28 protein-coding genes are annotated in these 24,362 nt (G+C 68.4%); 4 read left to right on the top strand and 24 right to left on the bottom strand.

What is annotated here, in order from left to right; all coding sequences use genetic code 11:
- Position 1: 1 nt before the first annotated feature.
- The 16 genes from FEF34_RS26535 to FEF34_RS26460 all read right to left on the bottom strand — a co-directional run bounded on the left by FEF34_RS26535 (position 2) and on the right by FEF34_RS26460 (position 13,432).
- Complete coding sequence (locus tag FEF34_RS26535; protein WP_234042567.1) at positions 2–307, bottom strand: hypothetical protein; 306 nt, start codon at positions 305–307, stop codon at positions 2–4.
- A 26-nt stretch (positions 308–333) separates the two neighbouring features.
- Positions 334–945, bottom strand: a complete 612-nt coding sequence (locus tag FEF34_RS26530) for a hypothetical protein (RefSeq protein ID WP_138055392.1) — start codon at positions 943–945, stop codon at positions 334–336.
- Between the two features lie 14 nt (positions 946–959).
- Complete coding sequence (locus FEF34_RS26525; protein WP_138055391.1) at positions 960–1,454, bottom strand: phage tail tube protein; 495 nt, start codon at positions 1,452–1,454, stop codon at positions 960–962.
- A gap of 132 nt (positions 1,455–1,586) precedes the next feature.
- Positions 1,587–1,886 carry a hypothetical protein gene (locus tag FEF34_RS26520; RefSeq protein WP_138055390.1) on the bottom strand — a complete coding sequence of 100 codons (300 nt, stop codon included), beginning with the start codon at positions 1,884–1,886 and terminating at the stop codon, positions 1,587–1,589.
- A gap of 131 nt (positions 1,887–2,017) precedes the next feature.
- Entirely contained in the window at positions 2,018–2,449 is a 432-nt protein-coding gene (locus FEF34_RS26515; protein ID WP_138055389.1) for an HK97 gp10 family phage protein, read from the bottom strand.
- Positions 2,449–2,853: a hypothetical protein gene (locus FEF34_RS26510; RefSeq protein WP_138055388.1), complete on the bottom strand. Its 405-nt coding sequence runs from the start codon at positions 2,851–2,853 to the stop codon at positions 2,449–2,451. Before FEF34_RS26510 ends, FEF34_RS26515 begins: the two co-directional genes overlap by 1 nt.
- 41 nt (positions 2,854–2,894) lie before the next feature.
- Entirely contained in the window at positions 2,895–3,320 is a 426-nt protein-coding gene (locus FEF34_RS26505; protein ID WP_138055387.1) for a DUF6093 family protein, read from the bottom strand.
- A complete protein-coding gene (locus FEF34_RS26500; protein WP_138055386.1) occupies positions 3,317–3,751 on the bottom strand; it encodes a DUF6093 family protein in 435 nt (144 codons plus the stop codon). The genes FEF34_RS26505 and FEF34_RS26500 overlap by 4 nt, the downstream gene beginning before the upstream one ends.
- Positions 3,752–3,802: 51 nt before the next feature.
- Positions 3,803–4,909 carry a hypothetical protein gene (locus FEF34_RS26495; protein ID WP_171053333.1) on the bottom strand — a complete coding sequence of 369 codons (1,107 nt, stop codon included), beginning with the start codon at positions 4,907–4,909 and terminating at the stop codon, positions 3,803–3,805.
- 100 nt (positions 4,910–5,009) lie between these two features.
- Positions 5,010–7,091, bottom strand: coding sequence for a methyltransferase, FxLD system (gene fxlM, locus FEF34_RS26490; RefSeq protein ID WP_138055385.1), 2,082 nt, complete (start codon positions 7,089–7,091; stop codon positions 5,010–5,012).
- 22 nt (positions 7,092–7,113) lie between these two features.
- Positions 7,114–8,388, bottom strand: coding sequence for a lanthionine synthetase C family protein (locus FEF34_RS26485; protein WP_138055384.1), 1,275 nt, complete (start codon positions 8,386–8,388; stop codon positions 7,114–7,116).
- The gene (locus FEF34_RS26480) at positions 8,385–11,456 is read right to left on the bottom strand and encodes a lantibiotic dehydratase (protein WP_138055383.1); all 3,072 of its coding nucleotides are present in this window, start codon (positions 11,454–11,456) and stop codon (positions 8,385–8,387) included. The genes FEF34_RS26485 and FEF34_RS26480 overlap by 4 nt, the downstream gene beginning before the upstream one ends.
- Positions 11,457–11,541: 85 nt before the next feature.
- Positions 11,542–11,718 (bottom strand): FxLD family lanthipeptide, encoded by a 177-nt coding sequence (locus tag FEF34_RS26475; RefSeq protein WP_138055382.1) that lies wholly within the window; start codon positions 11,716–11,718, stop codon positions 11,542–11,544.
- Positions 11,719–12,053: 335 nt separating this feature from the next.
- Positions 12,054–12,269: a DUF5999 family protein gene (locus FEF34_RS26470; protein ID WP_138055381.1), complete on the bottom strand. Its 216-nt coding sequence runs from the start codon at positions 12,267–12,269 to the stop codon at positions 12,054–12,056.
- Positions 12,266–12,901, bottom strand: coding sequence for a hypothetical protein (locus FEF34_RS26465; protein WP_138055380.1), 636 nt, complete (start codon positions 12,899–12,901; stop codon positions 12,266–12,268). The genes FEF34_RS26470 and FEF34_RS26465 overlap by 4 nt, the downstream gene beginning before the upstream one ends.
- A 333-nt stretch (positions 12,902–13,234) precedes the next feature.
- On the bottom strand, positions 13,235–13,432 hold the full coding sequence (locus tag FEF34_RS26460; RefSeq protein WP_138055379.1) for a hypothetical protein: 198 nt from the start codon (positions 13,430–13,432) through the stop codon (positions 13,235–13,237).
- Positions 13,433–14,386: 954 nt separating this feature from the next.
- On the opposite strand from FEF34_RS26460, the gene FEF34_RS26455 reads away from it, so the two are divergent.
- Together FEF34_RS26455 and FEF34_RS26450 are read left to right on the top strand one after the other, a co-directional pair.
- Positions 14,387–15,403 carry an XRE family transcriptional regulator gene (locus FEF34_RS26455; protein ID WP_234042565.1) on the top strand — a complete coding sequence of 339 codons (1,017 nt, stop codon included), beginning with the start codon at positions 14,387–14,389 and terminating at the stop codon, positions 15,401–15,403.
- Between the two features lie 32 nt (positions 15,404–15,435).
- Positions 15,436–16,338, top strand: coding sequence for a phosphotransferase family protein (locus FEF34_RS26450; RefSeq protein ID WP_138055378.1), 903 nt, complete (start codon positions 15,436–15,438; stop codon positions 16,336–16,338).
- A 51-nt stretch (positions 16,339–16,389) separates the two neighbouring features.
- On the opposite strand, the gene FEF34_RS26445 is transcribed toward FEF34_RS26450, so the two are convergent.
- The 6 genes from FEF34_RS26445 to FEF34_RS26420 form a co-directional block, all read right to left on the bottom strand.
- Positions 16,390–17,208 (bottom strand): hypothetical protein, encoded by an 819-nt coding sequence (locus FEF34_RS26445; RefSeq protein ID WP_138055377.1) that lies wholly within the window; start codon positions 17,206–17,208, stop codon positions 16,390–16,392.
- 7 nt (positions 17,209–17,215) lie between these two features.
- Complete coding sequence (locus FEF34_RS26440; RefSeq protein WP_138055376.1) at positions 17,216–17,542, bottom strand: hypothetical protein; 327 nt, start codon at positions 17,540–17,542, stop codon at positions 17,216–17,218.
- Positions 17,543–17,614: 72 nt separating this feature from the next.
- Positions 17,615–17,914, bottom strand: coding sequence for a hypothetical protein (locus tag FEF34_RS26435; protein ID WP_138055375.1), 300 nt, complete (start codon positions 17,912–17,914; stop codon positions 17,615–17,617).
- On the bottom strand, positions 17,914–18,969 hold the full coding sequence (locus tag FEF34_RS26430) for a major capsid protein (RefSeq protein WP_138055374.1): 1,056 nt from the start codon (positions 18,967–18,969) through the stop codon (positions 17,914–17,916). Before FEF34_RS26430 ends, FEF34_RS26435 begins: the two co-directional genes overlap by 1 nt.
- A 13-nt stretch (positions 18,970–18,982) precedes the next feature.
- Positions 18,983–19,402, bottom strand: a complete 420-nt coding sequence (locus tag FEF34_RS26425) for a head decoration protein (protein ID WP_138055373.1) — start codon at positions 19,400–19,402, stop codon at positions 18,983–18,985.
- Between the two features lie 148 nt (positions 19,403–19,550).
- Entirely contained in the window at positions 19,551–20,228 is a 678-nt protein-coding gene (locus FEF34_RS26420) for a hypothetical protein (RefSeq protein ID WP_138055372.1), read from the bottom strand.
- Positions 20,229–20,453: 225 nt separating this feature from the next.
- On the opposite strand from FEF34_RS26420, the gene FEF34_RS26415 reads away from it, so the two are divergent.
- Positions 20,454–20,987: a hypothetical protein gene (locus FEF34_RS26415; RefSeq protein ID WP_138055371.1), complete on the top strand. Its 534-nt coding sequence runs from the start codon at positions 20,454–20,456 to the stop codon at positions 20,985–20,987.
- 13 nt (positions 20,988–21,000) lie between these two features.
- Here the strand turns inward: FEF34_RS26415 and FEF34_RS26410 are convergent, their stop codons facing one another.
- Positions 21,001–22,851 (bottom strand): hypothetical protein, encoded by a 1,851-nt coding sequence (locus FEF34_RS26410; RefSeq protein WP_138055370.1) that lies wholly within the window; start codon positions 22,849–22,851, stop codon positions 21,001–21,003.
- A gap of 162 nt (positions 22,852–23,013) precedes the next feature.
- On the opposite strand from FEF34_RS26410, the gene FEF34_RS26405 reads away from it, so the two are divergent.
- Entirely contained in the window at positions 23,014–23,946 is a 933-nt protein-coding gene (locus tag FEF34_RS26405; protein WP_138055369.1) for a hypothetical protein, read from the top strand.
- A gap of 17 nt (positions 23,947–23,963) precedes the next feature.
- Here FEF34_RS26405 and FEF34_RS26400 read toward each other — a convergent pair whose 3' ends face one another.
- Positions 23,964–24,350 carry a hypothetical protein gene (locus FEF34_RS26400; RefSeq protein WP_138055368.1) on the bottom strand — a complete coding sequence of 129 codons (387 nt, stop codon included), beginning with the start codon at positions 24,348–24,350 and terminating at the stop codon, positions 23,964–23,966.
- Positions 24,351–24,362 lie beyond the last annotated feature (12 nt).

Below are 24,362 nucleotides of genomic sequence, written 5' to 3'. Positions count from 1 at the left end.
GCTAAGCCTTCTTTCTGGGCCGCAGCCCGACCTTCACCCCACGCCCCTCCGGACCCTCCGGGACCTGTTCCTGCTCCATGGCGACCAGCTCGCAGCCGACACACCGGTGTGTCTCCGTGACGTACGCGAAGCGGTCGCCACCCGCCTCCTCGTCCCACTCCCCCGGCCTGGTCCCGCACGACTCGCACACCGTGCGCGAGAAGCCGAGGTAGGCGATGGCCTTCGCACGATCGAGCGCCGACCACCGCCCGTCTCCCGCCCCGGTGAACTGCGAGTGCGGGATGCCGTACGAGGCGCAGACCTCCATCTCTGCGCGGAAGCCCGGGTCGGAGGTCAGCCTTTTCCCAGGTCCGCCCTCAGCGTCTGGTTGACCAGCAGCGCACAGGTGAACAGGGCCTTGGCCTCGGAGTCAGGCCAGGCGTCGAGGAGTTCCTGTGCCTCCTGCTCGCTCATCCCGGGGACCTCGTCCCCGGCTTCGTCTCGCTCGATGTGGCATGCGGCGATGAGAGCGGCCGGATAGGTCTCGACGTTGTACTCCATGCCCTGGTCGGCCTGGGCCTCTGTCGGCGGGTGATCGCGAAGGAGCTGTTCCCACGCTGGACGTGGAAGGGCTCGGAAGGTCAGGACGACCGTCGCATCGTCCAGGAGACGTTCGGCAGCGTCGAGCCGCAGTTGCGCGGCGACGACTTCGGGATGGCCGGCCGTCCATTGCTCGCGGTCGGCTTCCGAGACGCCCTGCTCGATGGACTGCCCGCGGGCGGCTGTGCGCGCCTTGGCCAGTTCCAGGGCGGCGTCGGTAGCGTTCTTCTTTGCCTCATCGTCGTCGCACAGCCGAAGGCTGCGCTCGGGGAGCTTGCGGGCCTTGAGCCGCGCCATCTTCGCGGACCAGTGGGCATCGCGGGCGACGGCGGCGGCCGGGGGTTCGGATATCGCTGTGGTGGTCATGCGGCAGCCCCGGCTCAGACGGTCTTCGCCGGCACGGCGGCGTCGAGGGTGGGCTCGTCGGTGATGCCGAAGGTGACCTTGAACTTCGCCGGTTCCGACGCGGTGCTGTAGGAGGGGCTGCGGCTGCCGACACGGATGGGGAACACGTCCAGCGACTTGGACTGCGGCACGTCGCCCTTGCGCAGGATGGCGATGAACCCGATGACGCCCTTGGACAGCAGGGTCTCGATCTCGTCGCTGACCTTGTCCTCGTAGAACGTCAGCGAGCTGTTGTCCGCCTTGTCCTCGCCCGGGATCGTGGTGGCGAACGTCGACCCCATGTCCGGAGTGTCGATCGGGGTGTTCTCCAGCGACCAGCCTTCGACGTCGGAGATGGTGTCCGACAGGTTGGTGGCGTTGGTGGGCCCGAGTTCGGCGCGGGTGGGAATGTTGTCGTCGGACGCGATCTTCTGCAGGAAGTAGAAGAGGGTGGTGCCTCGGCGCATGAAACGCTGCTGCGTGGTTGCCACGCGACTCTCACTCTCCGGGGACGCTGACGGCCCCGGAATACGACAGGCCCGTCCCCAACAGATCAAGCTGGGAGTCGGCCCGTACCGAGTGGTCGGGCGTCCGCGATGGGCCTCCGCGGTGAGGTGCTGCGGTTAGCCGAGGGCGGTGACCTCGATCGCGAACCGCTGAACGTAACTGTATACGCCGCTGGCGACAGTCACGCCTTCTTCTTTGTCCAGCTCACGGGACATGACCACGTAGCCTACGGCTGTGATCGGGTAGGTGTAGCCGAGCACGGTTCGGGCCAGCATGCCTGCACGGACCTTGTCGGCCATCCACTCCGCCTGCTCGGCCGTGGTGGCAACCGACGTGATTTGGTAGACGATTCGCGCATCCGCGCTGGCGTCTCCGAAGGGTGGGCCGTCGCTGGTCGAACCGACTGGGTAGAGCACGCTGTACGGGGTGGCCGCTCCTGTGGGGAGGCTGCTCGAAGTGGGCGCCGTCCCGTAGCCGCAGGACCGGCCCGTGGCGCTGGCGAGCATCGCTTGGACTGCGAGGCTGAGCACTCGCCCGGATACCGCCATCAGTCGCCCACCACCGCTCCGACCGCTGCCAGGAAGGCCGGACGGACCTGTTCGACCGCTGGCCCCACGTGCGGGTAAGGGGGCTGGTTGTAGATCCGCCCGAGGCTGTCGGCCCCGACGAAGCCGTACTCCAGGCGCCTGCTCTGCGGCTTGTTGGTGCCGACGATCGCCTCCACGTGCAGGCCGCTGGTGCTGACCTCGTGGGTCCACGAGCGGCGGTAGTCACCCGTCGGGGCGTTCGGCCCCGGTCGACCGCTCGCGTTGGCCTTGATGGCGGTCTCCAGCAGCATGGCGTAGTGCTGCACGACGCTGGCCACCGCGGGGAGGGCCGCTGCCGCACGGGCGTTCAGCAGTGCGGCGATCTGGGGCGCGTTGCTGTACGCCCCTGCTGACGGATGCGCGTTCGGGTGCGGGTTCCGTGGGGATGCCATCAGCTCGTCTCCTGGGCTTCGTCGAACTCCCCCCGCGCCCACTGCTGGAGTTGCGCCAGTACGGCCTTGGTGAAGCCGTGCGGGCCGCCGTCCATGTCCGGCCTTGCCAGGGCCGCCTTCTCCAGCAGTCCTGGGTCGATGACTGAGAGAAAGTGTGCGGCTGCCGGTCCCGGCTCGTACGGGACACCGACGGCGACCCTGGCGTGACCGTCGAAGTCAGGGCTCGTCATGCCCTGCGCGAACTGGAGGACCAAGTCCGCTGTCTTGCCCGCTTGTTGGTGGATGGTGTAGCCGGAGACGACGCGCGAGTAGTCGGTTCCGTCTATCCGTATCGAAGCCTTGCTGCCGTCCGCCGTGACCCTGACCTGCTGAAGGTCTGCGGGCGGAGTGTTCGTGATCTCCATGCATCGAGCGTAGGACGATTCGCGGACACTCCGATTCGCCCTCAGGACGGCGGCGTGATCTCGTCCAGCCGCGTCACCCGGACCAGCTCCACGGTCGACGCCTCGGCCGGGTCAAGCACCTGCCAGACACGACCGCCGGTTGCCGCGCAACCCGAGTGCGCGACCGTCACCTCTACCCGGTCGTACCGGGCAGGCACCGGCGCCCCGAGCGGAGTCAGCAGCCGGTACCAGGAAACGGTGTCGTCGAGCCACTGCTTGCCGATGATCCCCTCGGCGGTCACCTGCCCGTGTCCGGACAGCATGGCGCCAGGCCCTTCGTAGACCAGGTCGGCAGGCACTTCGCCGAGGAGGCCTGTCGCGGGGTCGAGCGCCGGCGTGCCGGTGGGCCGGGTGACTCGTACGGTGTCGAGCAGGAGCTTGGCCTCCAGTTCCTTCCGCACTTCCTCCGGATCGATCGCTGTCGTCACTTCACGCTCCGCGTCTGGGTGTTCTGGTCCACCCAGGTGGTACGGACGATGCTCAGCGTTGAAGTCTCCCCGATGTCGATCACTCGCCACGTCCGGCCGATAGCTGACTCGTCTTCGGCCTCCACGACGGCAACGATGTCCTCACGCGAGGCGACTGGCGCCGACAGCGGCGTCAGGAGGCGGTACCGAGACGGTGTGTCATCCACGTACGCCTGACCCGCGAGGTGCAGGACGACGGACGGCCCGCTCGTTGGAAAGATGGCGCCTGGTCCCTCGTAGACGGTGACAGGCGGGCCAGGTTCGTACTGCCCCGTGTCCGGGTTGAACACCGGCTCGCCAGGCCGGTAGATACGGATCTTGTTGGTAAGGATCTTCTTCTCGACGATCGCGCTGACGGCCCCCAGAGTCAGCCCTTCAGTAGGCACGCTCATGCGTTCGAGATTAGCCGCCAGCAACCAAGGGCCCGGTTCCCCGCTCTCGGCTCACCCTGGCGTGGCGACACTCAGGGAGCGAGTGATCACTGCTTCGCTGGAGTCGAGCGCGGCTGAGAGGTCGTCAGCCAGGTCGTCTGGAAGAACACCGGCTCCCAGTCCACAGGACCGGAGCAGGTCCCGGCAGTCCTGAGCCTGGTTGTCTGGCACGAGGGAAGTGAACAGCGCGTGCGCCAGAACATCGCGGGCCGCGTATCCGTCAAGCATTTCCGCTGTCCGTAGGAGCAGGCTCCCCACGAGTTGGTGGGCTGCGGGATGCTGGGCGCCGACCGCGTCCAAGACCGTGAGGCCGAGGCGAATGTCGAAGACGGATCGGCCTGGTTGGGCCTCGTGGTTCAGGTAGGTGCTCACCAGTTCGTCGGCGTCGTCGCCGAGGTCGCGGCCGGTGTCGCGGCGGCATAGCGCGGTCAGGCACGCGGTGACGGCCTGTTCCCACGGATCGCCGGGCGCCGTCTCCGTGAGCAGTTCTACGGCGCATTCGGTATGTCCCTCGGTGAGGGCTGCGACTACGGCGACTTGGCGGCCGTCGAGCATCCGTGTGCCCACGCCGCGATGCTGCTCGATGTGGGCCAAGGCTTCGCGCCAACGGCCCTCAGCGGTGAGGCTGCGCGTGCCGTCTGCGAGCACCACACGCCACAGCCAGGCGTGGACCTCCCGCCGGTCCTCGTCGGTGCGGGTGAGGTTCGCTGGCACGGTGATGCCCTCGAAGACAGCGGCCCGGCCCGTGCCGACGGCTTCGTACAGGTCGAGGAGTCGTTGGCGGCCATCGTCGTTGCGGCCGGCGCGGATCTGCAAGCGCGCGAGGTTGACCAGGGGCTCCAATCCCCGGATGGCGCTCATGGCGGGCAGCGGGCCCGCCTGGAGGTACGCCTCGGCGTGCCGGTGGCACATGGATCGGGCGAGGCCAGGCAGGTCGACATCGGAGGCGACAAGCGCGGCCTGGTTGAAGACGGCGGAGGCAACGCCCTGATCGCCTTGGTTCGTCGCCTTCACGGCGAGTTCGGCCAGGGCCCGCACGCGGGCGGGCAGCGGCAGGCAGGCGGGCCTGAATCGGGCGACGAGCGGAAAGCGCCTTGCTATCGGGCCGTGCGGGTCCATGTGTCCCCCTGGAGCGACGGTGCCGGGATGGAGCGAGGGCGAGCCGGTGGTGCCCGTCGGCCGTGCGACGGGCACCACCTCCTTCACAGCCGAGCTGGTGTCACCGCCAGTCGACGACGATGCGGTTCAGCGGAGTGTCGAGAGCGAATAGGCCGGGCGCCTGCTCGATGGCCGGAGCGTCGAGAGGCTGGATCTCGAACGTGGCTTCACGACCGCGGTACTCGCGATCCCAGGTGCGAATGGCGTCCGCGACCCGCGCGGCAAGTTCGTCACTGCCAGGGCCGTGGCCGATGACACCGAACTCCCACAGCTTGCCGCCCTCGGGGGTCTTCTCCTCCGACACTCGGCGGGCGAGGTAGGTGACAGCGCCCTTGTCGACGGCGGCAGTTGAGGACGGATAGGGGTCCTCTGTGAGCAGCGTGCCCCTCGCGTCCTTCGGGAACAGCATCCGGATCATGCCGCTGGGCAGGGAGCAGGAGACGAACAGCTCCATCCATTCCGGCGACTCCATGGCGCGAACCGTCATGCCGGTCCACTCCTCGGTGCACGGCAGGTCCAGCACTCCAGCCAGGGCCTCGGCATCGATGGGCTCCCCGGCGGGGGCCTGAAGCCGCACGGTGCCGTCCGTGCTGAGGGGAATGACGCGGCGGTCGTCGTCGGCGATTCCCCTTCGTAGCGGCATGAAGGTGTTCATCTTGCTGCTGATGCTGGTCCAGCGACCGTCGCGCTGCTCGTAGGCGATGGAGCGGGACACGCTGCCCTTGAGGCGTTGGGGAACCACGAGCCGTCCACCGGAAGCGAGTTGCTGCATCCAGGCGTGGGGAACGCCGTGCGCACCGACGGTGGCGATGATCCGATCGTAAGGAGCACCGTCGGCGTGACCGACCGCTCCGTCGCGGGTCAACGCCTCGACGTTGGTGAATCCGGCAGCGGCCAGGTGCGCACGGGCCCCTTCCACGAGGTCGTCGTCCACGTCGATGGTGGTGACATGGCCGGTCTCGCCGACGAGGTGAGCGAGCAGCGCGGCGTTGTAGCCGGTGCCGGCGCCGAGTTCGAGGATGCGTTCGCCGGGCTGGGCGTCCAACTGGTCCAGCATGAGCGCGACGACTCCGGGCTGAGAGGCGCAGGAGATCGACGTGCCATCGGTGTCGTACTTGACGTTGACCGGTGTGTTGGCATACGCGTCATCGAGCGATGCGTCGGGCACGAACAGGTGCCTGGGCACGGTGCGCAGCGCGGTCTCGACCACGGCGGTGCGGGCGTACCCGGATTCGCGGATCTTGTCGACCAGGGCGTTGCGGAGCCGTGCCGCGTCGCCCTCGGAGGTGGCGATCGTGTCGGTGTTCACCGCCCCGACGCTAGTGGTTTCGGGCGTCCCCTCGGTGGACGACGCGGTGTTGTCACTCGTTCCCATGACTGCCTCTCGTGCGATGTTGAACAGGGCGCTTTGGTCGTCGGAGCGGAGACCTGCGCGGTTTGCGTGAAAGATCAGGTGGTGGGCGATGACGGCTCGCAGGCCGCGTGTGAGCCTGCCCCCGGTGGCAAGGTGGGCGAGCGTCTCTCCAGCCCGTTCGAAGGCGGCTACCCACGCGTCGTGCCCGTCCAGCGGACCGGTCGGACGGCACAGGCTCCGAGTGTCGACGGTCATCAACCTCTTCATCGCCGTGTCCAGGGCGGCGGACCGAGCGGGGGCCAGTGCCTGTGGCGACGGCCTGAGTGCAGCAGCCTTCACCCACACGTCGCCCTGCTCGAACCAGTCCAGACTGGCGGCCCGCATCAGGGCACTGATGAGGAGAACGGCGGTCTCCCGTCTGCCCAGTCGGCCGGGTCCAGGCTGGTAGGTGAGCAGGTGACGACTGTCTTGGTGGAACAGCTCGTGGGCGGCGTCCATGCCTTCCGTCCCGCCGAAGGCGGTGGTCTCCGGCTCGTAGATGCCAGGAACCCACGACCGGACCGTTTCGTCGTCGACAAGATCGCTCAGCAAGGACTCGATCAGCGGGGACGGCTCAGCAGAGCGGTACCGCAGCGGCCATGGCTGCTTGTTCATGAACCACCAGGCGGTGAGCTGCCCGTCTTCCTCGGCCGCGAGTAGGGCGGGGCCGAGGCGGTCTGCTATGGCTCGCTTGCCGGTCGCGCGGTCGGCGAAGGTGACGTTGTGCTGGTGCCAACGGTCCGGGGGCATGGCGGGTCCTTCGGTCGGTGGATCAGGCGATGAGGAGGCAGGCATCCCAGGCGGATTGGGGCGGGGTCGTGGTGGCAGGGGCCAGGAGCGCCAGCGCCATACCGGCGGCGCCGTTCAGGAACCCGGGCCCTGCTTCCTTGTCCCGAATGACCGCCTCCGCTGTGTCCTCCGGGACGGTGCCCGGCGGGCAGACCGCGGTCAGGAGCGGCGGTATCGCCGCGCGGAGCTGTCCGGCAGTGGAGACGTGCGCATCCTCGGCGGTCCGGGCGGCGACGTGGGCGAGGCCGGCGAAGCCGTGGCACAGTCCGTTGTCCGTGGTCGCCTTGAGCTGCGCGCGATCCGTGAGAGCAGACACGAGCGCGTTCTCCGCTTCGAGCTGGCGCTCGGTGTCGCCGAGGGCGAGGGCGGCAAGTTGCCGGGCTCGGGCCAGACCGGCGGTTCCGTAGCACCACGACGGTCGCCGCGGTGGGGATGGATCGGGGCGGCCGGTGCATAGCTCATCTCGCGTAACCCAGTAGGGCCACGCCTCACCTCGGTCGGTCTTCTCCTGCCAACGGTCCAGCCAGGCCAGGATTGTGCGGACGGCTTCGCGGTGGCCGCCGACGGTGATACCGCGTCGGGCGGGGAGGGCCAGCAGCGCGAGCACGCCGCCGATGCCGTGTGCCATGCCGTTGTTGGCGTGACCTCCCGGATAGCGGTCGTCCATTCGGCCAGAGGGCCCGCTCGGCGTCCACCATCCGGGCAGGGCCTCGCCGCCGCAGGTGACCGGCTCGGCGAGGCGTACGCAGTAGCTGAGGATGGCGCGTAGGTCGTCATCGTTGGGGTCGCGGCGCAAGAAGTAGGCACCGTAGCCTGCCAGCCCTCGGATGGTGTCGAACTCGGCGAGTTCCGGAAGGTGCCCGGTGTCGATGCGGCGGTGCGCGGCCCCCAACCGGCGGCGGACGTCGGCGCTCATCTGCTCGTTCAGGGAGTCCCGGGCCCGCTGGTAGGCCCCGCGCAGGTGATCGGCCATACAGGCCATGGCGTGCGCGAGGGCGGGTGCACCGTAGAAGGGGTGGCTGTCGGGGCCGCTGGTGACCGCCTGCTGTGCGGCTGCGGCAAGCCAGTCATGGGCGCGCTGCCACGGTCCCAGGCCGGCGGCGGCCCGCTCGATGTGCAGCAGTGCGATGCCGGTCGGCCCGTACGCGAGGTGCTGTCGGTGCAGAGACGCATCGCTCGGTCCCATCCGTGCGGTGGCGGGGTCGGCCAGGAGGTCGCCGACGGCGTCCACCATCTTGAGCGCGAGGGGCTGGGTCATCGCGCCCTCCGGGACATCCAGGCCATGGCGGTGGCGCGTGTGAGATGGAGGCAGACCTCTTCCTCGGCGAAGTCGACCGCGACGTGCCGTACGAAGTGGACGTGCAGGAGCGAAGAGAGGACGTCGTCCAGGCGGATGCCCTGGGTGTCCGGGCCGAGGAGATGAGGCCGGTAGGCGGCGAGCGCCGCGTCTCGGTCGGCCCACGCCTCCGCGATGGCGTGCCCGCCGGGCACGTCGCGCAGCGCCGCCCAGTCGCCGGACGGATCGGCCAACCGTACGGTCTCCGTGAACTGCGGGCGCGGCACCCTTGCGGGCGCGGTGGGCGGAATGTTCTCGATCAGCCAGCGCATCCCCTCCTCAGTGCTGCCGAGGAACGCCGTGGCGATGGCGATCGTGTGCGCGGCCACCAGCGCACGCTGCTGCGGGCGTCGGGGCAGGGAGAGCTGCGCGACCACGGCGCGCGAGTCGGCGCGGAACACCTCCTCGGCCGCGTTCCAGGCAGCGCCGGAGCCCCAACGGCCCATTTCACGGTAGGAGGTGGGCAGGCGCATGTCCGACAGCAGTCCGGCGGTCCGCAGTTCATCGGCCCAAGTACCGATGGTGCGGGTCGTCTCGGCGAAGGCATCGGGATCAGGTAGGGCGATGCGCACCCGCAGGTGCTGCTCCGGGTCGCGGAAGCGGATGAACCACCACGGCGGGCCTCCGAGCCGGTCCAGCAGGAGCGGGAGATGCTGGGCGAGTAGGGCGTCCTGGCGGCGCAGGTCGCCGTACAAGGTGGCCAGCAGCAGGGAAGCAACTCCCGGGGTTTGGATCTGCTCCCGGGACAAGGCTCGCGCCGGTGCAGGGGGCGACAGGACCGGCCACGCCGGCGGTTGCGTCGCCTTGAGCGGCATGACGACCTCATGCGCGCGGCCGTCGGACCAGCCGTATGCGTCGGCTTCTGGAGCTTCCACGAAAACGGCCAGACGAACGCGGTTCAGATGCTGGCGTAGCAGGACGCGGTGTCCGGCTTGGCCAAGGTCGAGGCGTAAGCGCCGGTCCTCCTCGGCTAGGAAGACCCGCTCCGGCATCCGTCGCCGGGTCCTCCACTCTTCAAGCGCGGTGTCCCACTTGGCCTGGAGGCGGTCGCGGCCGGGCAAGTCGGCTGCTTCCAGCCGCCACCGTGCGGGGGCGAGCACCGTGCGTCCGTAGCGGAGCCTGGGCAGGAACGGCATCGCGCTCGCGGCGCCCCAGTCGAACAGGGTGACCTGCGCGCACTGGGCGCGAGACAGCTCGGTGAGGAACCGGACCAGCGGCGGGGTGTGCGTCGTGAGGTTCAGCGCGTGCATCCCCACTGCCTCGACGCGGTGACCCAGCTCGGGTGCCGCCAGATACATGCGGCGCCCGTCGCATGCCACCGCCAGGTCGTCGGGCGTGAGTACGTCGCTGCTTGCGGCGCGGTGCTCCTGGACGCTGATCACCGTGGGCAGGACCTGCGGAGCACGCGTGACGTGGGCGCTCGTGGAGAGCAGAGGCGGAAACGACAACTGGGCGGCGATGGTGCCGGCGTCTGCGGTCGGCGGGTCGGCCAATTCCGCTGACAGCCGCTCGCGGTCCTCGGGAGCCAGGACGCCGAGGAAACGGCCGGTGGTGACCCCAACGCCACGGGACACACTCGCGACCTCCAGGCGGAAGCGCCCGCGGTACAGCTCCTCGACGCTGGCTGCGTACACCCGGACACCGACCTCCAGGTGCGGCGGCACCCTCGGGCGCTCCGGCCCCAGGTCCATCGCGGCGATCAGATCGTCGGTGAGCACCACCTCGTCGCATCCGTCGAGAGCGGCGTCCTGAGCCAGCCGCAACAAGGTGTCGTCCCGTACGGAGAGTCGGGAGCGGCGCTCGGCAGCCTGGGTGCCCGGGTACCCGTCGGGAAAGCCGGTGCCGCTGTCGGCGACGACTTCGTTGAGCGGCACCATCGTGCCGATGCCGTACCGCTCGTAGAACCGCCGCTGGTACGCCTTCCACGCCGCAGTCCCGTACGGGTGGGCGCTGACCCGGGTCAAGACGCTGGCGGCCCGCTCGACCTCTTGTGCAACCGTGTCCGGCAACTCGACCTGGGCATCCAGACGAAGATCCAGAGCGAGGGGGTGCCGCTTCAAGCCCGGGACCTGGGCCTGCATCCGTGCGGCGGCGCGGGCCCGACCGCTGCGGGAACCGCAACCGCTGAGGTCGATCTGCACGGCGTGCAGTTCGCGGACCGTATCAGCGACCGGCGCCACACTGTCGGCGCTCACCGCGTCGAGCTGGCTCAGCACGTGTTGCAGGGCGTCGGTCTCCGTGCTCGGTGCGTGCAGGTTCGTGATCAGTACCTCGTGCTGCACCAGCTCTTGTATGAGCCGTTGAGTCCTCCCGGGCCCCGCTGCGGGGAACTCCGCAGCGAGCTTGTCAGCGAGGACACCCACGGGGATCGGCTCCCGGGCTGCGTCCAGGGCCGTCCGCACCGGCCCGGTCAGGGCCACGGATGCCTCAACCGCACGCCGACGGTCACCCTGCAGGTCGGCCTTGTACGGCACGATGAGCCGGCCGCCACGTTCGGCAGTGGTGTTGTTGACGACCACCAGGAGACGTTCCAGCAGCTCAGGGCACGACTCCAGCCGCTCGACCACGGCAGTAAGCCACTCCGCACTCGCTCGACCGACAACCATGTGGTCCGAGCCCCACATGGTGCGGGCCCTGGGACCGATGGCGGCCGGTGCCACGCCGGCGAACAGACCGAAGGGTGTCGCTCGGTGTTCGGCGCGCAGCAGGTAGCGCGCCACTGAGGCAACGGCACGCCGCACATCACGCGCGGCCGGGGCGCCGGATGAACACAGGACGCGCACCTGCGAAGCGAGAGCAGGGCTGGCGTGCTCCAGAGCCTCGGCGACGTCCTCCTCGCACCACACCTCGCGCAGCCACGCGAGCCGGGCAGCCGCGCCGCGCGGGGACGGGTCGTCAAGGTCGGGGCACGGGGATAGGGGAAGTCCCGGACGAGCGACCGCACGGAGGAGAGCGGTCTTCCCGGCGCGGAACGCGGTGCTCGAAGCCATCACGACCTCCGTGGTCCAGGCGGGCGGCCGGTGCCTTCGCGCGGTGAGTCGCGAAGGCACCGGCTGGGATGACGTGCGCCTCAGGTCAGGCCACGTTGGTGGTGCAGGCGCCGCAGGTCTCGCCGCAGCCGTCGTCCGTCAGGCTGATCAGACCGGCGGTGTCGGAGACCTCGACCAGGGTGACGTCCAGGTCGAAGCCGTCCGACGTCGTACCCGAGCCCTGGGGCTTCACCTGCGTGGTGTGCGTCAACTGGGGACTCATTCCAACTCCGTTCTGCTGAAGATAAATTGCGGATGGTGGTACTGCCGGGCACTCACGTGCGGAGCGTATTGAGACAACTACGCCGCAGAGGTGGATCCCAGCCACCGGCCCGAGGGGCCACGCCCCACAAGTGGACCGTGCAGGGCCGCCTATCCCCGGGTCGGGGTCCTTGCACCGCACAGTGAACCGGGCTCGAATCAACCGGCTCACCAGGGCGGCCGTCTGTCAGGACACGGCAGCTTCGAGCTGCTGGTTGAGGACGTCCGAGAGGACATTGACGTCGGGCGTGAGGCGGACACCCGGTGATCCGAGTCTGCCTCCGAGACATCGAAGGGTCATCCCGCAGCCCCCATCACGGTCAGGAGCGGACGGTGGTGCGCGATGATCCGGCCGTCCGGCAGCAAATCGCCGGTGTCGAAGGCGAGGACACCGATGCAGAGCAGCGACCAGCCCTGCTCGAAATGGTGCATCACTGCACGCGCAGCCTCCATGTCCGCCGCATCGGCCGACGGGCAAGCGGGCTCGTGCCGGCACCGTGCTGCATCGGTCATCGGGCGCCACCGACCGAGAGCTCCGCGCCCAGGTCGACGACGGTGCAGCCGACGAGGCAGAGGATGGTTTGGGCAGCGAGCAACCACGGGAGGAGCGGATCCTCAAAGGCCAGATTCTCCGTCCCCTTCACCACGATCGGGATCGGAGACCCGTACCGGGTCAGGTCTCGGGTGTAGAGCCGCCCGCGGTAGCCGAACGGCTGCGGATCGTGGACCCGGACGGCGGTGAAACCCTTCTTCTCAAGCTCCGGGCACTGTTGCACGGCCTTGCTCGCGCACTCCAGGCACAGCGGCGGGTGCACGGTGAGCTCTTCCTCCGGCCAGTTCGGCGGGCAGTTCGCCGCAGTGTTGTCCAGCAGCCAGAGCACACCCAGGTCGTTGCGGTGTGCGTCGCGGCCACAGACGTGGCAGAGGAGCTTGCGCATCGCACGACGCTGCCGGTTGGTGTGCACGTCACCGAACAGGGGTCTGCCGCGGTTGCCAGCGGCCACTGGGCGACGGCCGCGGTGCAGCAGTGCGTTGCTCTCTCCACGGTCGACGGGAAGCTCGTCAGGGTAGGCGATCCCACCTTCACGCCCCGGTCGGATGACCACTGGCGTGTGGATAACCGTCTCGCCGGTCCAAGCGGCCATCCACGGGACTGTGTCCGGCTTGCGGCATGCTGCTGCTGAGGTGTGGTCGGTCGTGGCATGCACGGCATGCTGCCTTTCATCGCTGGGCTGGCGACCGGCGGACGGGTGGTCGGCCGCCGCTCTCTTGCAGAGGGCGGCCGGGGCCCAACTCCCTACGCCGACGGGCGCGGCGCAATCACCTGAGGAGCGGGCCACTTCCTCCGTCGCGGGATCATCCGAGACCAACCCGTGCACGTGTCGGCGAACACGGGGTCTCGGCGGGATACGGAGGAAGCCGACTGGATGGCCGTCTCCGTGCCACGAGGGAGTCCAGCGGCACGGGGACGACCGGTCTCAGGGGTAGTACGAGAGGTACTGGAAGGTGAGCCAGCCGAGGACCACAATGACGAAGGTTCCGATCCCGGCAAGCTGCCCAAGGCCGAATCCGGTGCGTTCAACAACCTTGCCGTGGTTTCTGCGGAGGGTCCTGAACGGATGCCGGATGGCGAACCGCAGGCGCGGTAGATGCTTCTCGCTCCGTGTGAGGTTCATGGTCACTGGCCCCGCATCGGGCCGAAGTGCACCAGGAGGCCGAAGGCGACCACGAGCCCTAAACCGATGACCGTCACGTCTTGGGCTCCTCACGCGTGAGCGCACGACGGAGGTGCCGCCAGGTCTGGGGAGCGTTCGGCACGTAGAACAGGTCAGGTGCCCGACCCTCCATACGCGCGGCGTGTCGTGCGTCCAAGGCGTCGCGGGCCTGTCCCGGAGTTCGGACAGGCAAGGGCGTCGGGCGGCCTGCCGGCCCGACCGGCGGCACGGCCAGCGAGGGCCGCGGGACCGGAGAGGAGCGCGGCAGGATGATCCGGGGTGGGCCATCGCGATGTCCCTCAAGCATGGGTTCCTCCACGGTTCGCACGGTCGAGGTCGGCTGCCGCCAGGAGCGGGCGGGAGGACAGGTTCACCGCTCGGGACGGCGTTCCTCAACCGGAGCATGCGCCGGAAACGGCTCTCTTTTACTGAGAGTTGGACGATCAACGGATCTTTCCGGCGCTAGCGCCGGATAATCCAGGTGCGGATCAGTAGCTTTCTGTCGAGCGGCCAGTTCCAAGCGACCTGGGAGGTCTCGCAGTGACCACTCCGACGCAGCCACACAAGCCCACCTGCGCCCGCCGGATTAGATTGAGCGAGGAAGCGGTCGGCAGTGCACCGCAGTTGATCGCACTGCGCATCCATGAGCACTGCGGCGTGTCGAAGCTACGGGCGCAACGCCTGGCCCGTGGGAAGACTCTCGCGCAGGCGGGTGCCGAACTGCGAGAGCTCGCACGGCGGCGGACCACTGACGGACCGCAGGTGGAGGGCGACCAGCTCGGCTCCTGGGAAACGGGGGGAAGGTCACCGCGTTTGGCCACCGTTGACCTGCTGTGCCAGTACTACACATGCACTCCATTTGACCTGGGCCTGGGCTCCCCGGGCACGCCCATCAACGGGTCTGGGGTACTACCTGTGAACGAGTCGACAGCCATCAGCGAGCCCGGCGAGGACCGACTGGTACCGCCCCAGCTCCGTGACCACCTCGATGCCGCCCGCCACTCGACCGATCGGACACTGGCCCAAGGAAGTCTCGCCGGCGGACAACTCGATCTCCTGGAAGAGCGGCTTCTACTGATGAGGCAGGAGTACCTGCACACGCCCCCGGCCATGATGCTCGCCCAGCTCCTTCTCGAACTTGCTGAAGTGGAAGGCCACTCCACAGAGCGGCAGACGACCTCAGTTCAGATCCGGCTGACCGAGATGACAGCCGTGCTCGCCACACTCATCGCCGACTCGCTGATGAAGCTGGGTGACGACCGCCGTTCCCGGGGCTGGTACGAAACCGCCCGGCATGCAGCAGAAGAGAGCGGCAATCAGGAGCTACGAGCCAGGGTGAGGGCCCAGGCTGCGATGCTGCCTTACTACTACGGGCCCCTGAACGCCGCTGTCTCGCTGTCACGCGAAGCCCGCCTCATGACGAAGCACCGCCCCTCGGCGACAGCGGCCTTCGCCGCTGCCGCCGAGGCCCGGGCCCTGGCGCAGCAGGGGAATGCCGCCGACGCGGAAGCTCGCATCCGCGAAGCGCGCACCATCTACGACCGCATGCCGCCCAGCCCGGACGACGACGCCTTTGGCTTCCCGTGGCGCCGCTTCCTGCTGTACATGAGCGGCGCGTACACAGCTCTCGGCCAGGGCTCGCGGGCGCGCAAGGTCCAGGAAGAGGCCCTCGCTCTTTATCCCGCACGTACCGGCATCGACCCCGCTCTCCTCCGGTTGGAAGCCGCGATCTGTCTCGCCCATGAACGAAGCGCCACGGAAGCCTGCCAGCTGGCAGCTCAAACCTACTTACAGGTCCCCGAGGAACACAGGACTTCGATCCTCGGTGTGAGAGCCCGCCGCGTCATCGAAGAGCTTCCTGGAGTCAATGGCCGCACTCGCGCGGCCATGGAACTGCGTGAACTCTTGGAACTCCCTCGCGGATCGATGTGACAGTCCGACCGCTCATCGGACAGCCTTGGCCTATGACAGCACCAGCGCCCACCTACGGCGGCTACAGCGAGACGGAAATGCGTCACGTTCTCCAACAGGCATGCAGGACCGTCGGCCTGGACAGCGAAGGAGCTGAGGTACTCCGCGGCCACACCAATGCCGTTGTGCGCCTCCGTCACAACCCCGTGGTGGTCAAGATCGCCCGCCGGGGCTCCCGCTATGAGGACGTGGAGCGAACCGTTCGGTTCGTGCAGTGGCTCATGGACCTCGGCTTCCCCACCTCGCCCCTCCACGACGTGCCACAGCCAACCGTCATCGACGGACACTCCACGACCTTCTGGACCTACCTTCCGCAGCCCGAAGTTCCGGTGACTGCTCAACAGCTCGCCGAGCCTCTCCATGCGCTGCACAACCTGCCGTCTCCGCCCATGCATCTCCCCGAGCACGACACGGTCGCCGCCATCGGCCAATCCATTGCGGCGGCTTATGTGCTGCCGGCCGCTACGCGGACGTTCCTCAGCGAGCGACTTGAACGGCTGACCAAGGAGCTTGACGGAATCGACTTCCTCTTTCCCGAAACGGTGATCCAGGGAGACCCACAGCATCGCAACGCACTTCACGCCTCCCCCACGGTGGTTCTGTGCGACTGGGACACCGTGACCCTTGGACACCGTGAATGGGATCTCGCGACCATTGAGATTCACTGCCGTCGGTTCCAGCACGGAGCGGAGCAGTACCGGCCATTCGTTGATTCCTACGGCTTCGACATCACCACCTGGCCGGGCTTCGCCGTGATCCGGGACCTACGTGAATTGCGGATGATCTGCACGAATGCCCGGAAGATCGCCAGCGCACCCCACACGCGTAGCGAAGTAGAGCGCCGTATCGATGGACTCCGTCAGGAGGACACGTCCATGCTGTGGAACATCCTGTAGGGGCTGTGGCGGTCGCAGACATGACTACCGGACCTCGACGTGACCTCCTGGTTAGTGCGCGCCGCCAACGTCAGGGCGCGGTCCGAAGGCCCTACGGCATCGAGGATGGGAGATCGGCCACTCCGCCGCGTCCTCCACAGTGCGAAAGGTCCGGTTAGCCTTGTCCGGGTCCTGGTGGGACGTCCAGCCACAGTCGAACCCGTCGAAGACCTCGACCACGCTGACGCCGGCCTGGCGGGTGCGGTTGAGCGTCCCCGCGTTGTAGGCGACGGCGGACTTGGCCAGGGTCGCTGCCTCCGCCCAGACCCGCACCGGAACGCGGGCTCCGTTGCGGTAGACGACGTGCGTCAACCCGTTTCTGGCGGCAAGCCGGTCGGCGAGGTTCTTCGCCGCCTGCTTCGCGGTCATATTGCCCGCTGCCAGCAGGGGCGCTTCTCTGCGGGCTGTCTCCCGCGCGGCACGGTAGAACTGGCCCGCCATCCGTTCAGCCTCCTCGGAGCGGCGCAGGAAGTCCGCGTACGAGTCTGCCGCGAGCGACTGGAGCGCGTCCCGGTGAAAGGTCGTCCAGGTGAAGGTGGAGCCCAGGGCCTCGGCGGCCGTGCGCCCACCCTGCTCGTAGAGGTGAGGAAGCTGCCGCCGTACGAACTGCCGTGCCTCCTGGTCCACGCGGCGCCGGAAGTCCCTGATCGCCCGCTTGAACTCCTCCAGCGTCGCCACGGTGTAGGGCGTGCGCGGGTTGTCCGCGAACCGGGCGATCACATCCCGCTGCTTTGCTTCGAGACGCTGCCACGCTTCGTCGAGTACGGCAGCGACCCTGCGCGCGATCTCGTCGGGGTCTCCGGGCAGCAGAGGCGGCCACTCGTACGGCATGGTCGCTCTACCTCGTACGCCGAGACGGCAGGAGCTGCGCAGTGACCAAGTCGGCGCTCGCCTCCCCAGCCGCCGGGTCATCAGGTGCGACGAGTTCGGCAAGACCCGCTATCTGGCGTTCCAGTCCGGCGAGGTTGTTGCTCTGGTCGATGGTGACCACGCCGTCGACCGTCATGCGCAGCGGCTCGGCGAGCAGCTTGGCGCGGCGCTCCGCGAGAACTTCGGCGGCGACAGCGCGGGCGCGGCCGAGGCGCGCGAAGCGGGTGGCGAGGTCCTGTTCGTCCGTGGCGGTGCCAAGCTGCGCCCGCAGCCAGGCGAGGAGGATCGGATCCATCTGTGCTCCTGGATGGCCGTCGCCCGCCCCCACCCGGGCGGGGGCGGGGACGGGCTGAGGTGTCTCGTGTGCCTACTCGTCGGTGTCGGCGGTCTTCCTGCGCCGCCGCGGCGCTGGTTGCGCGGACTCTGCCTCTGGCTCGGCCTCCGGCTGGGGCGGCGGCCCTGCGAGGCCGAAGGGCTGCGGGTCGTCCTTCGGCTCGTTTGACTCGGACTCCATCGGATCAGACGATGGCTCGTCGTCCTCCCACGCGTCCGGATTGGTGATCTCGGCGGCCAGGTCGTCGTCCGGCTCGTCGCCCGGCTCCAGGACGATCCACTCGCGTGACGCCGGGTGCTGGACGTGCACGGCGGCTGCAAGGCGGCGGCCCATCAGATCACCTTCGCCACGATGTGAGCGTCCGGCGTGTGCAGCACGGGCATGCCGACTGCAGCGCCCTTGGTCCAGATCTGCACCGGGTCGTCCTGGGCACCACGGGTGATGATGATGCCCGGACGATCCTCCTTGGTGATCTCCGGGTTCGAGCCGCGGGACAGGGCCAGGCCCTCGGCGGTTACGCCGAAGATGGTCTGTCCCCACTTCGAGCGGTCCGGCGGCAGCATGATCCACCGGTCCTCGGGGATCACCTTGGTCTGGACGCCGTCGACGCGGACCTGTCCCTTGTAGAAGGTGATCGGGGGCAGGCCGTAGTTGTCGCGGACGACGTTGATCTGCTGCGGGGTGAGCGTGGCGGTCGGGGTGTTCGAGGGGTTCACGGAGCCGTAGTAGGCCGCCCTGTAGGCGTTGTTGGCCGCCAGGAACGAGAACGCCTTGCGGCTGGTGACCACCAGCTCCGGGAAGGGAGCGCCCCGGTCATCGAGGTACTGAATCCAGCCCAACTCGTCCTTGATCGGGTCGGAGGTGGGGTCCGACCACAGCTTCGGCACGGTGGGCAGATTGCCCGCCGGCACGCCCCAGTCGACCTCCGTGGTCAGACCGTTCTCTGCGACGAGCGAGAACTTGCCGTCGACCAGGACGTCGCCCCAGGCCAGCTCGACCCGGGAGCGGATCGCCTCGACGTGCCGCTCGGTGTCGTCGTACAGCAGCTCGATCAGCCGGTCCTCGTCCGCGCCACGGGAAGCCTCCAGCAGGATCTGCTCCTGCTCACCCACGAGGAGCTTCTGTCCCAGTGGCGGCAGCATGCCCTCACGGGTGGTCTGCCACGCCTCGCGGGATGCGAACGGCACGCTGGCGTCGAAGGCGCGGTACTTCGCGACGCTGACGTACCGGCCGTTGTCCTTGACCCGCCACTTCACCTCGTCCTGCTCGAAGGTCGGGATGATCCCGCCGTCCTTGGTGAACAGGTGGTCCGCAGGCGAGGGGATCGCGCGAGCGAAGGTCGTGAGGTCGCGGGCGGCGACGTTCTTGATCAGGTCCTGAATGGTCATCGTCGGCCGCCTCTCACACGTACCGGATCTGCGGACCGGTCACCGACGGGGTGACCTTGGTGGGGTCGATGCCGCCGGGGACCTTCGCGGTGACGACGACGCCGTGCCACAGCAGAGCGGCGGGCACCTTCGTGGCGGTCGGCGCGAACAACGCCTCGGCGAAGACATGACCGGCGAGGTTCTGGCGGCCGTCGGTCGCTGCCGGATCGAAGGCCCCGTACAGGCCGCTCGCGGTGATCTCGCCGACGGGTACGCCGGACAGGACCCGGCTGTAGGGCTGGGCGGTCTCGGTCGACGCGGCGGTATGCGTGCCCGCGGTCAGCTTCGACAGATCGAGCGTGATGGTCTCGGTGGAGTCGGTGCCGTGCAGCGACGCGAGCCAGGCCCGGTCGGCGGTGTACGACGTCGACGTGGTGATGGGCTGGAGTGTCACAGCCGTCCTCCCGTGGACGTGAAGCGAATCGGTTCGCGCGCTCGCCTGGTGGCGGCGCCGTCCACGGAAGGTGTGAGGGGCGTGGTCCCCATGTCCGGCTATCCCGCCGGTGGGGTCATGGTGTGCGCCATGACGTCGCTGGGCCTGGTCAGCCGGTGACGAACCCTCGGCGTCGGGCCATCTCCAGTCCGGCAGCACCGGGCTTGGGCGGCACACCTCCGCGCGAGGGCGGACCGCCGGCGGGGGAACCGCCGGGGGCGGGCGGTATGGCTGCGCTGGTCTGGCCGAACAGCTCGGGCCGCCGTTCCTTCAACTGCTCGGCAGCGGCGGCGACAACTTCCTCGTCGGCGTCGGGCTGGTCGTCGAGCGCCCGGTCGATGAGGAGGATCGCATCGCTGAGGTCGTCTCCGGTTGCGCCGAGTCCGGCGAGGGCGGCGCGTCGGATGGAGGCGCGCTCCCTGGTTGCGGCCTGCGCCTCGCGTGCCTCGGCGGCCTTCAGCTTCTCCTCGGCGGCCTGCTCCCTGCGTTCGATCTCCGTCAGCGCGGCCTGATCGGCGTCGCGCTTGCTGGTGACGAATTCGGTCAGCGCCTCGGAGTTGTCGAAGCCGAGATCGCCGAGCAGCTTCTTGACGGCGGCACGTCCGCCCTGCGTCTTCTCGCGGGCCAGCAGCCGCGACAGGTCCTCCTGGGCAACGGTGCCACCGCCGTCGCCATCAGGCTTGTTGGAATCGTCCTCCGGTGAAGCACCGAGGATCGGATAGATCGGCCGCCCGTCACGGCGGCGCCCTACCGGTGCGAGCGGGTTGGGGAGCGAGCGGCGCGTCATGCGTGAACCATCCACAGGTCTCCAGCGCCCCCACGCCGAAGATCAGTCTAGCCACCAACGGCAGTGCACCCGATCCGCGCTTTGGCGTGCACGGTGCTCACATAGCGGCTATCCACCGACTACTTCTTGGGAGCGTGCCACAGCACCTGAACGCTCCGACTGGCTCAAGGTGACGGATTCTCCAAAGCCGCCCGCCGACGGCCAGACTCTTGCACACTGCCCTGCATGCCGAACTGGTTGATCGCCCTGCTCGTCGCTGTGGTGACAGCTCTCACCACGACCCTGGTCACCAGTCTGACCATCCTGCCGAGGCTGGAGGCACGGAACAGAAAGATCCAGGCGGGGCATCAGGACCGCGAGCGATACGGCCAAGCCGTCCTCACCATCCTGACGTGCAGCGCACGCTTGACCAACCTGGTAATCCCCGACGAGGCCTCGCCAACGGTTCGCGAGGCCCTGATCGGGGAAGGCGAACGCTGGCGTCAGAAGATCGACACGGCGACCAAGGATCTGGCAGACAGCATCGCGCCCTTGTCGTACATATGGTTCCTGAAGGATGTGGCGCTCCGATTCGCGCTGGTCTCACGATTGGTCTGGATTTCTGAGAGATCCGAAAGCGCGAAGCTCGCGGCGCTCCTAGACCTCTCAGGCGCCGCGCAGGGCCTCTTCTTCGCTGCGTGGTGGCGGCGACCGAAACGAGCGAAGTGCATGCGCCAGCTCGTACAGCTCACGGATGACCTTGAGGCCCACCGCCGGTGACGGCTGTCAACCGCTACGCGCCGCCGTCCTCACGTGCGAGATCTGGCAAGGAGCCGATCAACGGGACCGTCAGCTGATCCGGGTGCGCTTCAGGCAGGCCCAGATACTCCCGTACCGCAGCGTTGTCGCCCGTGGCGTCGGCGAGACGAGCCGCAGCGTCGAACGCCCGCTTCTGGATTCGCTCGATCTCCTCCTGAGCGTCGTCGATGGGGTAACCGACGTCCATCAGCATGCGGACGCCGGTCTCCACGGACAGCACGCCAGCGCCGACGCCCTTGACCACCTCGTCTAGGACCGCGGCCCGGTCGGTGGGGGTGTGCGGACCCCATGTCAGGCGGGCTGGCAGGGACTCCCCCGCGGGCCATCCTTCGGCGTGCCCCGCCTGGTGGAGCCGCTGCACCAGGCGCAGCAGGATGGCGTACTTGTGGGTGCGGGCCAGGCGCATGGCGGCCACCAGGGAGTCCAGCGGGCCCAGGGCGAGTTGCAGAGCGTAGCCCGATGGCAGGGCGGTGGGGTCGAGGGTGCCCAGGCCGGCGGCCGTGAGGCGGCTGTTCGCTGCGATGCGGTCGAGGATGTGGTCCACGCGGGCTCGCAGCTCGGCGAGCTGGGCCGAGGTGTCGAGGACGTCCATGCGTCCGCTGTCGTTGAGCTGCCATACCGTCCCGGCCCGGACTTTGACGGGGAGGGGCTGCCCGGTGGCACGGTCGATGGGCAGCCTGGCACCGGCAAGGCCGATGATCGGTGAACCGGTGGTGGCTGAGGCACCGGAGCTGTCGGTGTCGGTGGCAGACAGCTCGTCCAGGGCCTGGAGGACGGTGGAGACGGTGGGCTTGCCCCAGTGCTCGCCGCTGGCCGGGATGGAGTTGGTGACCTGGACGAGGGGGATGAAGTCCACCATCAGGTCGAGGCGGTCGAGGACTTCGCCGTCTGACCGGACTCGGTAGGTGGCCTTGTCCATGGGCAGGTCGTAGAGGAAGTCGGCGTACTTGAGGTCGTCCAGCTCCCATTCGGCGTCGGTGAGGTAGCACGTCCACGGGGTCGGCCGTCCTGGCGCCCAGGGGTAGGTCCGCGTGATCGCGCTGCTCTCGCTGTTGAGGGAGTCGCCTGTGCTCAGGACCGGTGCGCCGTCGTCGGCGTAGATGTACTCGCGTACCGCGTTGCCGTTCTTCGCAGTGCCGCGTCGGCTGGCGGGAGCGATCGGCCCGAGTTCGTAGGTGATGCGGCGGAGCCTGGCCTTCAGGCCGCGCCGCTTGTCCTCGGGCAGCTCCCAAGCCAGGTGCACCCGCATGGGGAACTCGGCGCCGTCCTGCTCCCCGTCCTCGGGCCACTCCGGGAAGTACAGGCCCGGGTCCCAGGTGCGCAGCAGAACGCGGCCCTTGGCCGGTTCCCAGGCGAGGCTGTAGACCGCGTCGCCCAGCAGGATCGCGGTCCGCTCCGCCTGCTGGATGCGCAGCGGCAGCAGCTCCTTCTCCGCCCAGGCCCGCAGCTTGTCCTGAACGGCCAGCGCCATGGCGGCCTCGCTCGTCGGCTCGTCGTCGGCGTGCTCCGCGCCCGCGACCGTGATGGTCTGCTCGGAGCCGAGGAGGTAGCCGAGTGCGGTGTCGACGAGCTTCGAGGCGTCACCGAGTTCACGCCGCTCGGCCCCTGCTTCGTCGTCCCCGGTGATCGCGGCGACCTGGCCGGCCTGGTTGGAGTCGTACGCCGCGAGCAGACGGTAGGCAGCCAGACGGCGCAGGTCCTCATCAGGAACCCAGGACGAGGTCAGCTCCGCCCAGGCGTTCCGGCCTGGTCGGCGCGGGTCGGCCATGACTGGCTTGTAGTCCAGCCAGCTCCAGACGTCGGTGATCAGCTCGCGCAGGCCCACGGTGCCCCTCCAGGCAGTCGGCCCCGCGCCGCAAGATCAGGTTACGGCGTAGACGGAGTGAGCTGCCCTCAACCTGGCAAATCTGTCACTCCGGCTGGGTAGCATCATCATCCCGGGAGGGTGGCAGCGGCGCTGGCCTCCGTTGTCCAGGGCGGGGGCATCTTGACGTCTAGGCGAGCGCGGAAGATCGAGCCGGCGGCGTACGACGCCCTGACCGAGGCATTGGCCCGGATCTACTGGTACAAGCCAGATCTTGCCCGGTTCCTCCAAATCCGCGCGTCGGAGCACCCCGAGCTGGTCAGCGGACTGGACTTCACGAACTACAAGGTCGTCTTCGCAGGGCAGTTCGTGGAACGGCTCCGGGTCGGGGAGGACCGATACCAGGACCTCACGCTCTCTCTCATGCTTGAGATCTCGCAGATGGAATCGTTCCCCACCCTCAAGCGACAGCCCGAGGCCGAGAAGCTGCTGACTCAAGCCAGAGATGCCGTGGCCGATCTCAAGACCTGGACCGAACGCTTCCGGGGCCTTCTTGAAGAACGGGCAGCAGTCGAGGAGCAACAAGCCCAACAAGCGGAGCGGGAGAAGCATCGCCGTGGCTTCTCGCAGCGCCTTAGCGAGCTGAAGGAGGAGTTCCTGCGATTGCAGTCGGACACCGACCGGCAGGGTGCTGGTCGCGCCTTCGAGTCGTTCCTGTTCTCACTGTTCGAGCTCTTCGACATGCAGCCCCGCCTCGGGTTTGACCTCGAATTCCAGCAGATCGACGGGTCAATCACCTTCGACACCGACGACTACATCCTGGAAGCGAAATGGCTGAAGGGCGCTGTCGAGGCCGGGCCGTTGATGCTCTTCAGCGAGAAGGTACGCCGGAAGGGGAAGAACGCTCTAGGTCTGTTCATCAGCGTCAACGGCTTCAGCTCGGGTGCCCGGTCCGCCTTCAACGAGGGGACCGCCTTCCTCACGATCGACGGCACCGACCTGTTCTACGTCCTCGATGACCGGGTGCGGCTTGACGAGCTGCTCATGCGCAAGAAGAGGCACGCAAACGACACAGGAGGCTGCTACTTCCCCGCGCATCTGATGATCAGCGATTAGGTCGCAGTCCAGCCGCGTTACGGTCTCAGCGTGCTCCGGCTGGCTTCGGCCACTGCCTCGTCGTACCCCGGGAGTCCCGGCGCCGGGAATGAGGAACAGGCGGACAGGAAGCCGCCGCGGTCGCCCGCTCTCTGCTGGCGCTCGCCGAGCTGGTCCCACCGGTCCTTGCACTCCTCTTCGCTCGGACTGGAGTAGGCGGGTGGTGCGCCGCTGGCGATCTTCTGCCGTTGCAGGGCCAGTCCTTCGCTGCGCCCGAGCCGGTACGTCTCGCGTACACGGTCGAGGTGTGCTGCGCGCTGGTCCTCGGCCGTGGGCTTCTCCGCTCCGGACGAACAGCCCGTGAGGCACGCGACCGCGAGCGCGGCGGTGCGCAGGGCTGTGGTCCAACTCCCCCTGCTCCCCATGATCGTGAGGCT

The organism is Streptomyces marianii (genome assembly GCF_005795905.1).
In the GTDB taxonomy this organism is placed as follows: domain Bacteria; phylum Actinomycetota; class Actinomycetes; order Streptomycetales; family Streptomycetaceae; genus Streptomyces; species Streptomyces marianii.
The sequence above is the reverse complement of the archived record's forward strand: the minus strand, read 5'-3'. Positions and strand labels throughout refer to the sequence as shown.

What these genes read in the sequence shown, in the direction of transcription:
- FEF34_RS26400 (WP_138055368.1), bottom strand. Translation starts at nt 24,350, where the DNA reads ATGGGGAGCAGGGGGAGTTGGACCACAGCCCTGCGCACCGCCGCGCTC.
- FEF34_RS26535 (WP_234042567.1), bottom strand. Translation starts at nt 307, where the DNA reads ATGGAGGTCTGCGCCTCGTACGGCATCCCGCACTCGCAGTTCACCGGG.
- FEF34_RS26440 (WP_138055376.1), bottom strand. Translation starts at nt 17,542, where the DNA reads ATGGATCCGATCCTCCTCGCCTGGCTGCGGGCGCAGCTTGGCACCGCC.
- FEF34_RS26515 (WP_138055389.1), bottom strand. Translation starts at nt 2,449, where the DNA reads ATGGCATCCCCACGGAACCCGCACCCGAACGCGCATCCGTCAGCAGGG.
- FEF34_RS26485 (WP_138055384.1), bottom strand. Translation starts at nt 8,388, where the DNA reads ATGACCCAGCCCCTCGCGCTCAAGATGGTGGACGCCGTCGGCGACCTC.
- FEF34_RS26510 (WP_138055388.1), bottom strand. Translation starts at nt 2,853, where the DNA reads ATGGAGATCACGAACACTCCGCCCGCAGACCTTCAGCAGGTCAGGGTC.
- FEF34_RS26480 (WP_138055383.1), bottom strand. Translation starts at nt 11,456, where the DNA reads ATGGCTTCGAGCACCGCGTTCCGCGCCGGGAAGACCGCTCTCCTCCGT.
- FEF34_RS26420 (WP_138055372.1), bottom strand. Translation starts at nt 20,228, where the DNA reads ATGACGCGCCGCTCGCTCCCCAACCCGCTCGCACCGGTAGGGCGCCGC.
- FEF34_RS26470 (WP_138055381.1), bottom strand. Translation starts at nt 12,269, where the DNA reads ATGACCGATGCAGCACGGTGCCGGCACGAGCCCGCTTGCCCGTCGGCC.
- FEF34_RS26495 (WP_171053333.1), bottom strand. Translation starts at nt 4,909, where the DNA reads ATGGACCCGCACGGCCCGATAGCAAGGCGCTTTCCGCTCGTCGCCCGA.
- FEF34_RS26475 (WP_138055382.1), bottom strand. Translation starts at nt 11,718, where the DNA reads ATGAGTCCCCAGTTGACGCACACCACGCAGGTGAAGCCCCAGGGCTCG.
- fxlM (WP_138055385.1), bottom strand. Translation starts at nt 7,091, where the DNA reads ATGCCCCCGGACCGTTGGCACCAGCACAACGTCACCTTCGCCGACCGC.
- FEF34_RS26430 (WP_138055374.1), bottom strand. Translation starts at nt 18,969, where the DNA reads ATGACCATTCAGGACCTGATCAAGAACGTCGCCGCCCGCGACCTCACG.
- FEF34_RS26460 (WP_138055379.1), bottom strand. Translation starts at nt 13,432, where the DNA reads ATGAACCTCACACGGAGCGAGAAGCATCTACCGCGCCTGCGGTTCGCC.
- FEF34_RS26530 (WP_138055392.1), bottom strand. Translation starts at nt 945, where the DNA reads ATGACCACCACAGCGATATCCGAACCCCCGGCCGCCGCCGTCGCCCGC.
- FEF34_RS26435 (WP_138055375.1), bottom strand. Translation starts at nt 17,914, where the DNA reads ATGGGCCGCCGCCTTGCAGCCGCCGTGCACGTCCAGCACCCGGCGTCA.
- FEF34_RS26450 (WP_138055378.1), top strand. Translation starts at nt 15,436, where the DNA reads ATGACAGCACCAGCGCCCACCTACGGCGGCTACAGCGAGACGGAAATG.
- FEF34_RS26500 (WP_138055386.1), bottom strand. Translation starts at nt 3,751, where the DNA reads ATGAGCGTGCCTACTGAAGGGCTGACTCTGGGGGCCGTCAGCGCGATC.
- FEF34_RS26445 (WP_138055377.1), bottom strand. Translation starts at nt 17,208, where the DNA reads ATGCCGTACGAGTGGCCGCCTCTGCTGCCCGGAGACCCCGACGAGATC.
- FEF34_RS26415 (WP_138055371.1), top strand. Translation starts at nt 20,454, where the DNA reads ATGCCGAACTGGTTGATCGCCCTGCTCGTCGCTGTGGTGACAGCTCTC.
- FEF34_RS26465 (WP_138055380.1), bottom strand. Translation starts at nt 12,901, where the DNA reads ATGGCCGCTTGGACCGGCGAGACGGTTATCCACACGCCAGTGGTCATC.